Here is a 12622-nt window from a genome sequence, read left to right as displayed (position 1 = left end):
AATTAAAAGAATCTAAAATAGGATGTTCAATCCTATAAATTATTTCACAAAATCTACTGCCTTCTCCAAAGCCTCTTTAATTCCCTCCACATTTTTCCCTCCGGCCGTTGCAAAAAACGGCTGTCCGCCACCGCCTCCTTGAATGTATTTCCCTAATTCGCGAACAACTTGTCCGGCATTTAAGTTTTTTGAAGCCACTAATTCTTTCGAAATATAACAGGTTAACATCGGTTTATTTTCATCGGCTGTAGCCAAAACTAAAAATAAGTTATCGCCTAAATTACCTAATTCATAAGCCAAATCTTTTGCTCCTTCCGGATTCAAATCGACTTGCTTGGCTAAGAATTTTATGCCATTAACTTCTTGTAATTCTAAAGCCAATTCGCTTTTTAAATTTTTTGCTTTTTCACGTAATAATTGCTCAATTTGTTTTTTCAATTTGGCATTATCGTCTTGTAATGAAACCACCGATTTTAATATATCTTGCGGATTTTTTAAAGTTTCTTTTAGATCTGCTAAAGTGTTTTCTTGATTATTGTAAAAGTCTTTCACCGCATCACCGGTAATCGCTTCGATTCTACGAATTCCGGCAGCCACAGCACCTTCAGAAATAATTTTGAAATGCCAAATGTCTGCTGTGTTTTTCACGTGAATTCCACCACATAATTCTTTGCTTTCTCCAAATTCTATCATACGTACAGAATCGCCATATTTTTCTCCAAACAAAGCCATTGCACCTTGCTCCAATGCTTTCTGAATCGGAATATTTCGGTGTTCAACCAGTTGTAATTGCTCTTCAATTTGTTGATTCACGAAGTCTTCCACTTGCTTTATTTCGTTATCCGAAACTTTTGAAAAATGCGAAAAATCAAAACGCAAATAATTCGGATTGACCAATGACCCTTTTTGCTCTACGTGCGTTCCTAAAATGGTTCGCAAAGCCAAATGCATCAAATGCGTAGCGGAATGATTTTTGGATGTGGATGTGCGTAAATCGGTATTCACTTTCGCCACAAAAGCAGCGTTAAGATTTTCAGGAAGTTGCTTTGTGAAATGCAAAATCAAGTTATTTTCTTTTTTGGTGTCGATAATTTCTATGGTTTCATTGGCTGAAATTAAAGTTCCCTTATCGCCTACTTGTCCGCCACCTTCGGGGTAAAACGGAGTTGCATCTAAAACGATTTGATATAAAATTCCGTCTTTTTTAGAATCTACTTTACGGATTCGCGTGATTTTAACTTCATTTTCGGTTTTGTCGTAACCAACGAATGTTTCAACATTTCCAGGAACTAAAACTGACCAATCTTCAGTTGAGACTTCAGAAGCGGCACGAGAACGTGCTTTTTGTTCCTGCATTGATGTATTAAACTCATTTTCATTGAAAGACATACCTTTTTCTTTCAAAATTAATGCTGTCAAATCTTTTGGAAATCCGAAAGTATCATATAATTCAAATGCTCTAGTTCCTGAAACTTCATTAGATTTAGTAGTGGTTGTAGTAGTGGTAATCACTTCCTCAAGCAATTCTAAACCTTGCTCCAAAGTTCTTAAAAATGAAGCTTCTTCTTCTCGAATCACATTGGCAACCAATTGTTGTTGCTTTTTAATTTCTGGAAAAAATTCTCCCATTTGATTTGCTAATACATCTACTAACTCGTAAATAAAAGGTTCGCTTGTATTTAGAAAGGAATATCCGTAACGAATCGCTCTACGTAAAATTCTACGAATAACATAACCTGCTCCGGTGTTCGAAGGCAATTGCCCATCCGCAATCGCAAAAGCTACAGCACGAACATGGTCTACAATTACACGAATAGCAATGTTAGTTTTGTTTTGTTCTTCTGATATATTTTTAACTTCGTTAGAAGTATATTTTAACCTTGTAATTAGTTCCACTTTTTCAATCAATGGTGTAAAAACATCGGTGTCATAATTAGATGTTTTCCCTTGCAAAGCCATACACAAACGTTCAAAACCCATACCGGTATCCACATGTTGAGCAGGTAACTTTTCTAAGGAACCGTCGGCTTTTCGGTTGAACTCCATAAATACATTGTTCCAAATTTCAACCACTTGCGGATGATCATTATTCACTAAACTTTTTCCGGAAACTTTTGCTTTTTCTTCCGGCGAACGTAAGTCGACGTGAATTTCCGAACAAGGTCCACACGGTCCTTGATCACCCATTTCCCAGAAATTATCTTTTTTGTTACCTAAAATAATTCGGTCTTCATCAATTAATGATTTCCAGATATCCCATGCTTCTTGATCAAAGGGTACATTTTCATCAGGGTTTCCTTCAAAAACGGATACATAAAGATTCTCTTTTGGAATTTTATAAACCTCGGTCAACAATTCCCAAGCCCAATGAATGGCTTCTTTTTTAAAATAATCACCAAATGACCAGTTTCCTAACATTTCAAACATGGTGTGATGGTAGGTGTCAAAACCTACATCTTCCAAATCGTTGTGTTTTCCGGAAACACGCAAACATTTTTGGGTATCGGCAATTCGTTTGCTTTTGGGTTCCGCGTTCCCTAAAAAATATTCTTTAAATTGAGCCATGCCCGAATTGTTAAACATCAAGGTTGGATCATCTTTTAGAACGATTGGAGCGGAAGGAACAATTAAATGTCCTTTACTTTCAAAAAACTGCAGAAACTGCTTGCGAATATCTTGTGATTTCATTTTGATAATAGGGTTCAATGTTTAAAAGTCAAAAGTTAAATGTGTAAATGAATCAAATATTGATTGAAACAAGAAAATTAAATTAGTTTTAGAATAAAACATTTCATAAATTTGTTCATATTATTCTTTTGAAAGCACAAAAATAGTATAATTTAAGAAATGTCGAAGAAAGTAAAGTATTATTACGATACCGAAAGTTTAGCTTATAAAAAAATCAGTCCTAAAAAAGGTCGGAAGTTTGGTTATGTGGCGTTGTTTCTGGTTTCTTCAGCTTTATTTGGATTTTTATGTTTTGTGATTTTATTGAACACACCTTATTTTGAAACACCAAAAGATCGTTTACAGGCTCGGGAAATTGAGAATTTAAAACTTCAGTATTCCCTTTTAAACAAAAAAATGGATCAATTGGATGAAGTTTTAGTAAGTTTAGAAGACCGTGATAACAATTTATATCGCGTTTATTTTAACTCTTCTCCTATTCCAACCGAGCAACGAAAAGCAGGTTTTGGTGGGGTTAATCGCTATAAAGAATTAGAAGGATTTGATAATTCTGAATTGGTTATAAACACCACTAAAAGGGTAGATATCATTTCCAAACAATTAGCCATTCAATCCAAATCATTAGATGAAATTTTATCATTAGCAAAAGGAAAAGAAAAACTGTTAGCTGCTATTCCTGCAATTCAACCTGTTAAAAATGAAGATTTAAACCGAATGGCCTCAGGATTTGGAACTAGAAATGACCCTTTTACCAAAATCAGAAAAATGCATTATGGAATGGATTTCACCGCCAAAACAGGCACACCTGTTTTTGCTACCGGCGATGGAGTTGTAGAGAAAGCTGATAACTCAATGTCCGGATTTGGAAACTTAATAGTTATTAAACATGGATTTGGTTATGACACTTACTATGCCCATTTAAGTAAATATAAAGTGAGAGCCGGTCAAAAAGTAAAACGAGGTGATATTATAGGCTATGTAGGTAGTACCGGCCGAAGCGAAGCTCCCCATTTACATTATGAAGTGCACAAAGACGGGGAACCAATCAATCCGATTAATTTTTATTACGGTAGTATTTCTGCCGAAGAGTATATAGCGATTTCAAAAATTGCTAATCAGGAAAATCAGGCTTTGGATTAGTTGGGAGATGGGAGATGGGAGTTGGGAGATGGGAGTTGGGAGTTTGATTATTGAAATTTAAAGAAATAATATACATGCATATAGAGCTTTCAAAAGATAAATTATATTTCAGCATAGGTGAATTAGCCGATGCATTTGGCGTGAATGCTTCGCTCATCCGTTTTTGGGACAAAGAGTTTGACATTTTAAAACCAAAGAAAAATGCCAAAGGCAATCGCATGTTTACCCAAGAAGATGTAAAGAATTTACAATTGATTTATCATTTAGTGAAAGAACGTGGATTTACCTTGGAAGGAGCGAAAACCCACTTAAAAGAAGGTCAAAAGAAAACCTTGGATAAGTATGAAATAATCTCAAAATTAGAAGGAATTAAAGAACAATTACAACAAATTAAAGGAGAAATGTAAATAGCAATAAGCAAAAATAAAAATCAATGTAACGCAATATTCATTTTATAGACTAACATAAATAAATTAAAAACAACTCTCTTACACAGAAACTCAGTAAAACAAAACCTTTGAACCTTTAAAAAGCAAAAACTATGAGAAAATGGTTATTACCTGTCGGAATTATTATTGGATTAATATTCATCATTGGATTCTATGTTGTTGGAATTCAAAATACAGCAATCACTAAAAGCCAAGCGGTCAATAAATCTTGGGGAGATGTTCAAACCTCTTACCAAAGAAGAAGTGATTTGATTGGCAATTTAGTAAACACGGTAAAAGGAGCTGCCGATTTTGAAAAAAGTACTCTTGAAGCAGTTATTTCTGCAAGAGCTAGAGCTACTCAAACTACTATTGACCCTACTAATGTAACTTCAGAGCAATTAGCCGAATTTAACAAAGCTCAAAGCGGCGTTTCTTCTGCTTTGTCAAGACTGTTAGTTACTGTTGAAGCGTATCCTGAACTGAAAGCCAATCAAAATTTCTTAAAATTACAAGATGAATTGGCAAGTACTGAAAATACAATTCAAACAGCCAGAGTGCGTTTTAATGAATCGGTTGAATTTTATAACAATCACGTTTTAAAATTTCCTAACAATTTATTTTTAGGGAAATATAAAGAAAAACCATATTTCGATGCAGAGCCGGGTTCTGATAAAGCTCCTGAAGTAAAATTCTAATCCATGTCTATAACAGAAGATTTTCTTACCACTGCAGAAGAACAAGAAATTGTTCAGGCTATCGCTTTTGCAGAAAAAAATACTTCCGGAGAAATTCGGGTACACATCGAGAGTCATTCAGAAACACCTCCAATAGCGAGAGCTCAGGAGGTGTTCAATTTTCTTGAAATGTTCAAAACAGAATCCAGAAACGGTGTGCTGTTTTACGTAGGTGTTGCAGATAAAAAGTTTGCTATCATTGGAGATATTGGCATTGATGATGTGGTAGAAGATGATTTTTGGGATTGTACTAAAGACATTGTTATAGAAAACTTCAAAAACAAAAAATACAAAGAAGGTTTAGTGGCCGGAATTAAGAGAGCCGGAGAACGATTAAAAGAGTTCTTTCCTTATGAACCGGATGACACAAACGAGCTTTCTAATGAAATATCCAAAAGATAAATGAAATTTACTTCAAAAATTTATTGCTTTTTTATTATTACATTTCTGTCTAATCAGACATCGATAGCCCAGTTTACTATTCCAAAAGTTCCCGTTAAGCAAACCAGTCTATACGACTATGCTGATGTTTTACAACCTGAAGAAGAAAGAGCTTTAGAAGAAAAACTTATTCGCTATTCTGACAGTACCAGTACTCAAATTGTTGTTATCACCATTGAGAATTTAAAAGGTGAAAACATTGGTTTATTAACCCCTCGTTGGGGACAAGAATGGGGAATTGGCGGAAGCAAGGAACAAGACAATGGTGTAGTAATTTTATTGGCCAGAGATGACCGAAAGATTCACATTTCACCCGGTTATGGCGTAGAAGACAGATTGACCGCAGGAGTTACAGGTGAATTAGTACGAAATGTTATTCTACCTGAGTTTAAAGCCGGAAGTTATTACCAAGGCTTAGACAAAGGTGCTGATGCCATTTTTGATGTTTTAAAAGGGAAATACAAAGGTGAACGAAAAGGAAATAAAGGCAGTGGTTTACCAATAATTTTAGTCCTTTTTTTTGTGATGATATTGATCATTATTATCTCTAAAGGTTCTAAAAACAATCCCAACGGTGGAACAGGAAAATTTTCCGGACCTAGCTTAACCGATATTATCATCTTGAGTAGCTTAGGCCGTGGTAGTTTTGGCGGTGGTTCCTCTTCGGGTGGAGGTTTTGGAGGTGGTTTTGGTGGAGGTTTTGGAGGTGGTGGCTTTAGTGGTGGCGGTGCCGGTGGAAGTTGGTAAATTAACCATTAAAATTTTATAAAAAATGCGTTTAGATTAAACCCAAACGCATTTTTCATTTAATCTATAATAAAAATCCCTTCTTCGCCTTCTTTTTTACCTCCAAATTTATCCAATTTGTAAGTCAATGAGAACATCACATACTGTTGTAAAACGATGTTTTCAGTATCGGTAATTGCTGTTGGTGTAATGGTTCTTCGAACGCCGACATTTTGATTTAAAACATCGTATACTTTTACTTTCGCCAACAAACGATCTTTGTAGAAATTATACCCTAAACTCATATTCCATAAATAGAAATCCTTTTGAAAACCGTCGGCAATATTGGAATTATACGTATAGCCAAAATCATTTCCGAATACAAAATTCTTAGGCCAGTAATTGGTCGTCTCTATTTTAAATGTATGCACAAAATTGTTTGCGTTGTCAATTTGATAATTGGTATAATCGGTTGAATTATAAGAATATCGATACGAAGGTGCAAAAGTAACCAATTCTTCTATACTCCAATTCAGACTTACCTTTGGTTCAATTCGCCAGCCTCTGGCTTCAAACAATTCAGCATTGGTTAAACCTTGGCTGAAATTCGTCCCGGAATCAAAACCTGCACTAAATCGCAACGTTCGTTTTTCCTTTTTAAACGATTTGCTCCAGGTAACTCCTGCATAGGAGTTCAACCCTTTATCCACATTTTCGTAAGTTGTATTTGCTTTAAAATCGTCGTCAAAAACTGTTGAAACCACAATTTGATCCTTGTAAACACTCATACCTCCATAAAAAAAGAAACCGCTCCTTGACTGCCAGTCATAATTGTTATAATTCAAATATACACTATGCTGCTTCGTCGGATCTAATTCTGAATTTCCAACAATGGTATTCAAAGGATTTGACAAATCTACTACTGGCAGAATTTGATTCGCTAAGGGCAACTCTACTTGATAATTGTAATTGGCATAAACAGATTTACTTTTATTGATGGTATAATTAAAGCTTCCTTCAATTTTTGGAAAAATATAGTCTTTGTCTAGTGGCGTAATTACTCCTAAATAATCAGATTCATTTTTAAACGTTACAAACTCAGGTCCAGCGTTAATTCGAGCTCTAATGTTCTTTTTTTGAAGATTCAATCCCAGCGTAGGATTAATTTTAAATACACTTGAATTAATGGTATTGGATTGCAAATCATTAAAAATATCATAGGCTTGCGAAGCTGCATCAAAATCAAATGTTTTTCTGGCATCTCCCGAACTGTAATAATCTATTTCGGTGGTGGCACTTAATTTCAAAGAGTCCGTAAGCGGTTCGCCAAAACGGACTTCCGTTCGCATTTTATTAAATTTCGTATCTATAAATTGATTTTGATTTCGAATGTCATTTGGCTCAGCCGATTGATAAAAAATAGTTGCCGAATTGATGTTTGAAAAAGCACTTGATTTTTTGTGTTCATTATCAACCGAAATGGTCATACCCCGATTTTTCTTTTTGAATTGTTTGTAAAAATAAATATTGTTTTCAAACCCTATGTCATCTGTTTCAGTATAGGTATCAGACAAACTTTCATTCAACAAATCATTTGTTTCATCGATTGTTTCCTGACGACTTCTATTCCAATCCTTATTTAAGTTTTTTGAAAACTTCGGACTCAAATAAACAGTGGCTGTAGTGTCTAATTTCACTTCAAAATCAAAGCTAATATTGTGAGCATTTCTTATTCTATTAGATTCACCATTCGATTCGGTGAAAGTAGAGCCGGTAGGCAATAAATTGGTTCGAGAGGTACGATTGACATTTTCCGTTTCTGCATTAGAAAAAAAGTAATTACTACTCATGTCGATTTTTTTCAACCACTTATCTACATAATTTAAACCGATTAAGTTGGAAGTTGTGATACCGTTACTTCCACCAAAACTCATTCCGTTAATGCCAAACGAGCCATCGTCACTATAAAAAACGGATGAATTTCGTCCGCCTCCCATGTTGTCAAAAATTTCATTCATAGAGAATCCAACAGAGTTAATATTATTGGCAGAGGCGATGACACTGATTTTCTGTTCGCCTTTGAACCAATTCAAGAGCAAACTCGATTCGTAGCGATCATCTGAACCATAACCACCCATAACTTTGCCAAAAAAGCCCTTATTTTTATCTTCTTGAATGGTGAGATTAATGGTTTTCTCTTCAGCCGAAGCTGATTCACCGGAAATCTCTTCTTCTTTGGTTTTGGTATCGACCACCTGAATTTTTTCGATGATTTCAGCGGGAAGATTTTGAGTGGCAATTTTACCGTCTTTACCAAAAAACGGTTTCCCGTTGACCAAAATTTGGTTCACTTCTTTACCATTAACAGTAATTTTTCCTTCAGGTGAAATTTCGACTCCGGGTAATTGTCGTAGCAGTTTTTCCACATTTGCATCAGCCCCCACTTTGAAAGAAGCCGCATCAAATTCTAAGGTGTCGTTTTTAATTCGGATGGGAGGAGCTTCCGATTTTAGAACAACCTCATCCAGATTGTTATCCGCTTCTTTTAATGATATAAGTCCTATTTCTTTAGTAGTGGATAAATCTGCAAACTCTTGTTCATAATTTTGATAGCCTAAAAAGGAAACTTTTAGAAAAACAGGTTGGTTGATTTTTCGAGTTTTAATCTCAAAAGAACCATTTTTATTAGAAATGGTATAATCAATCACTGTAGAATCTTTTTTAGAGGTCAGATAAACTGTTGCAGATTCGAGCGGCAATTTTGTTCGTTCGTCAATAATCTTTCCGTTTACTGAAATAATATTTTGACTCGAGGCAATGATAGAACACAAAGAAATCAAAATCCACAAAACAACTTTAGACATAAATATCGGAAATTAGCTGTTAGAAATTACATAACAGCGAATTAACTAATTTAGTATCGTATGCTAAAATTTCTTACAAAATATTTAACATATTTAACACATTCCAAATCTAAAGTAATTGGAAAATAGTACCTACTAAATTATCACTATTGTTTAAATCTGCAGACTACATTCAATAGTGATAATTTGGAAAATAGTTTGAAGTTATCGACAAACTACTAAAAACGGTAACCCAAATGAATCATGTATCTAAATCCAACCGTTGTAGTATTAAAAGATCCGGTTCTACCAAATTCTCCTGGTTCTATTACTTGATCATATCCAGGAATTTTATCAGCTAAAAGAGCATTTAATTCTTCGAAAAATAACGCTTCATCTTCCGGAGACATAGAGGTGTCTAACCCTATTTTTGCAGAATAGTTTGCGATTCCTGGACCAATAAGCACTAAATCCAAGGCAACTCTATCCCAAAAAATAAACTGATAGCCTAATTGAAATCCAATCGTATGAAAGTTCAATGTCAAGTCTGTATTTACTTGCCCCTGATATGTTTCGCCTTCAAAATTCCAAACATTACCTCTTTCAAAATGATTATACGAATAATAAGGCCCTATATAAACTCCTCGCGGGGCACTGTATTTATTTACTTGGCCTAAATAAAAACGATAATCAATAGAAGTATTAAATCCTTTATCATCATTGTTTTTTAACAATTCTAACGATTCAGAAATTCGACCGCTAAAACCGTCTAAGGCAAATTGACCAACATTGATTGAAAAAGATTGGTTTTCTTTGATTACTCGTTCATACCCAATGACCAAATAATCCTTAGAAATAATAAGTGGACTAGTTAAATTAAAACGGATGATATTTTTTCGAACGTGCTTTGTACTGTCCTTTTCTTCTGAAACTTGCTCTTGTGCAGTAACTGAAAACAAACCAATGAATAACAATGTAAGAGCAAATAATGTGCTTTTCATTTTTATAAAAATTTTGTAAATAAATAAGTTATTCAAAGATACTAAACTAGGTTAAAAACCAATAATTAAATCTTACTATTTTTTTTAAAATAATAGTAGTTAAAAAAACCTGCACAAAATATATTCATAAAAAACCTATATTTTTAACAATTTGTAGTAATAATTAATTAATTTTAGCACTTCAAAAAAAAAATTTATAGGTATGTTTCATTCCTTTTTGATTGGATTAATTGCTAACTCCTCTCTAGTTATTGGTGGATTAATTAACTCATGGTTTTCGTTAAGTAGAAAAACGTTGGGGATCATAATTGAGTTTGGAGTTTGTGCATTAATTGCGGAAGTTGCTTATGAATTGACTTGCGAATATTGACAAACGCGATGATGCCCGAATCTTATGAACATGGTGGAAAATTGGCAGGAGTGTTTACCGTATTTGGATTTGCCATATCTGTTATTGTTGTGATTTTAGATCAAGCACATCCATAAATTAACGCATAATTAATCTATTAATTTTGAAAATCAAAGTCAAATGAACCTTTTTCAATTCCCTTTTAGATTAACTTTCTTAGTCTATTTGCTTGCTAACTTATTTCCTTCTGGTCTTCATGCCCAAAAGGACAGTTTGTCTCATCCACTTCAGAATATATATCCTTTAGATCTGAAAATGGTAATCAAAGGCAAAGAAATGTCAAAAAATGATACCGGTTTACCAAAAGAGGATAAATTGATGTGGTTTGCTGTTCCCATTGTAGGTTCCAATCCAACGCTGGGATTCTTTTATGGGCTTGGCGGCACGGGTTCAATTTATTTGGGTAATCCAAAGACAACAAATATTTCTAGTGCTAATGTTTCGGTGCAGTACACCACCAACAATCAATTCATCAGCTCAATAAAAGGAACTGTCATGATGCCCAATAATTCCTGGGAGATGTTGGTCGATTTAAAATACAGTATTTTTTCAGAAAACACCTATGGTCTAGGAAGTGACTACAGTCAGCCTATCCAAGAAAGCTGGTTAATTGGCGGAGTGGAAACTACAGGAGTTAGTGGAGCCCAACCCATTGAATCCAATCAAGTCCGAGTACATTTGACTGCACTGAAAGCCATCACCAAAAGAATTTATGCTGGAGGCGGCTATCATTTGGATTATCATTACAAAATCAACGATTTAAACTTGGATTTAGATGCTCCTGAACCAGTTATCACTAGCCATTATGCGTATAGTTTACTATACGGATTTGATCCCAACAGCTATTTTTCCTCAGGAATCAGTGCTGATTTTTTAATTGATGACCGTGATCATACCGTGAACGCCTATGAAGGAAATTTTATTCACGCTTCTTATCGGTTTAACCCCAAATTTTTTGGTAACGAAACAGATTACCAAATGGTATCTATCGAAACCAGACTATTCAAACCATTATCTAAAATAAACCCAAGACATTTGTTAGCTTTATGGGGAATTGGACAATTTACAGTAGCCGGTGACACACCTTACTTACATCTTCCTTCGAGTGGAAATGACATGCGAAACAGAATTGGCCGAGGTTATGTTGGTGGAAGATTCAGAGGCAACTCGTGGATTACCGCAGAAGCGGAATATCGTTTCCCTATTTCAAAAAGTGGATTATTCAGCGGTGTAGTGTTTGGAAGTGCTACCACAACATCAAGAGATGAAATAACAATCGGAACCGAATACATTGAAAAATTACCATTATTCGAAGGAATCAGACCCGCAGGTGGTGCCGGTTTACGATTGCTTTTAGAACGTGCAGGCCGATTAAATTTTGGAATGGACTTTGCAGTTGGGCAAAACGGTTCAAAAGGTTTTTATTTGGTCGTAGGGGAAACTTTCTAATATAATTTTTTAAGAATTCACAACTATTAAACTAGTATTTAAAAATTTGAAATGAAATGTTTCGTAAATTTGTAAAACATTCTATAGATTTATTCAATCAATTTAAAAACACTAAAATCTTTTAATTATGAAAAAAATAGCTTTATTTTCAGTACTATTTATTTTAACAGCTTGTTCTTCCATCAAAACAAGTTATGATTATGATAAGGAAGTAGATTATACTAAATTCAAAACCTTTGCTTTCAGTCAGCAAACCATGGAACTTCAGATGGATCAATTGAATAAAGACCGAATATTTAGAGCAGTCAAAAGTGAATTAACCTCAAAAGGTTTTACTGAATCCGCAAATCCGGATGTTATTATTGACATACATGTTAAAGGACAGCAATACCAAACCGCAACGGCAACAACAACAGGTTATGGTGGTTATGGCGGTTATGGCGGCTATTATGGATACAGAGGTTATGGCTACGGAAGCGGGTTTACCACTACACAAGTAAATTATGATACTTATACTGAAGGCACATTAATGATTGCCATGATCGACAAAAACACCAACAAACTAGTGTGGCAAGGCACCGGTGTAAAAACCATTGATGAAAATGCAAGTGCTCAAAAAAGAGAAGAAAATATCAATTATGGTGTGAATCAAATTATGGCTAATTATCCTCCAAAAGCAAAATAATAACTAATAATATTCATGTCTATAAAACCAAAGAATCAATAAACAAGGATTGATTTTTTGGTTTTTTTATTGCTT

At 34.5% G+C, this 12622-nt stretch carries 11 protein-coding genes; 8 read left to right on the top strand and 3 right to left on the bottom strand.

From position 1 onward, the window contains the following. Positions 1-39: 39 nt before the first annotated feature. A complete protein-coding gene (gene alaS / locus ACIQ2Z_RS06430) occupies positions 40-2688 on the bottom strand; it encodes an alanine--tRNA ligase (protein WP_396183328.1) in 2649 nt (882 codons plus the stop codon). A gap of 159 nt (positions 2689-2847) precedes the next feature. On the opposite strand from alaS, the gene ACIQ2Z_RS06425 reads away from it, so the two are divergent. From ACIQ2Z_RS06425 to ACIQ2Z_RS06405, 5 genes are all read left to right on the top strand, one after another. Further along, positions 2848-3828: a M23 family metallopeptidase gene (locus ACIQ2Z_RS06425; RefSeq protein WP_396183327.1), complete on the top strand. Its 981-nt coding sequence runs from the start codon at positions 2848-2850 to the stop codon at positions 3826-3828. Between the two features lie 74 nt (positions 3829-3902). After that, positions 3903-4235: a MerR family transcriptional regulator gene (locus tag ACIQ2Z_RS06420; RefSeq protein WP_396183326.1), complete on the top strand. Its 333-nt coding sequence runs from the start codon at positions 3903-3905 to the stop codon at positions 4233-4235. A gap of 134 nt (positions 4236-4369) precedes the next feature. After that, positions 4370-4954 (top strand): LemA family protein, encoded by a 585-nt coding sequence (locus ACIQ2Z_RS06415; protein WP_396183325.1) that lies wholly within the window; start codon positions 4370-4372, stop codon positions 4952-4954. Positions 4955-4957: 3 nt separating this feature from the next. Beyond that, positions 4958-5395, top strand: coding sequence for a TPM domain-containing protein (locus ACIQ2Z_RS06410; RefSeq protein WP_396183324.1), 438 nt, complete (start codon positions 4958-4960; stop codon positions 5393-5395). Beyond that, a complete protein-coding gene (locus ACIQ2Z_RS06405) occupies positions 5396-6181 on the top strand; it encodes a TPM domain-containing protein (RefSeq protein ID WP_396183323.1) in 786 nt (261 codons plus the stop codon). A 59-nt stretch (positions 6182-6240) separates the two neighbouring features. On the opposite strand, the gene ACIQ2Z_RS06400 is transcribed toward ACIQ2Z_RS06405, so the two are convergent. Together ACIQ2Z_RS06400 and ACIQ2Z_RS06395 are read right to left on the bottom strand one after the other, a co-directional pair. After that, complete coding sequence (locus ACIQ2Z_RS06400; protein WP_396183322.1) at positions 6241-9024, bottom strand: outer membrane beta-barrel protein; 2784 nt, start codon at positions 9022-9024, stop codon at positions 6241-6243. 218 nt (positions 9025-9242) lie between these two features. After that, positions 9243-10004 (bottom strand): DUF3575 domain-containing protein, encoded by a 762-nt coding sequence (locus ACIQ2Z_RS06395; protein WP_396183321.1) that lies wholly within the window; start codon positions 10002-10004, stop codon positions 9243-9245. Positions 10005-10206: 202 nt separating this feature from the next. Here ACIQ2Z_RS06395 and ACIQ2Z_RS06390 point away from each other — a divergent pair, with 202 nt between their 5' ends. The 3 genes from ACIQ2Z_RS06390 (at position 10207) to ACIQ2Z_RS06380 (ending at position 12547) form a co-directional block, all read left to right on the top strand. Further along, positions 10207-10374 (top strand): hypothetical protein, encoded by a 168-nt coding sequence (locus tag ACIQ2Z_RS06390; RefSeq protein WP_396183320.1) that lies wholly within the window; start codon positions 10207-10209, stop codon positions 10372-10374. A gap of 159 nt (positions 10375-10533) precedes the next feature. Beyond that, positions 10534-11862, top strand: coding sequence for a BamA/TamA family outer membrane protein (locus ACIQ2Z_RS06385; RefSeq protein ID WP_396183319.1), 1329 nt, complete (start codon positions 10534-10536; stop codon positions 11860-11862). Positions 11863-11989: 127 nt separating this feature from the next. Continuing rightward, complete coding sequence (locus ACIQ2Z_RS06380) at positions 11990-12547, top strand: DUF4136 domain-containing protein (RefSeq protein WP_396183318.1); 558 nt, start codon at positions 11990-11992, stop codon at positions 12545-12547. Positions 12548-12622: the final 75 nt, after the last annotated feature.

This window comes from Flavobacterium sp., from assembly GCF_044361015.1.
In the GTDB taxonomy this organism is placed as follows: Bacteria; Bacteroidota; Bacteroidia; order Flavobacteriales; family Flavobacteriaceae; genus Flavobacterium.
The sequence above is the reverse complement of the archived record's forward strand: the minus strand, read 5'-3'. Positions and strand labels throughout refer to the sequence as shown.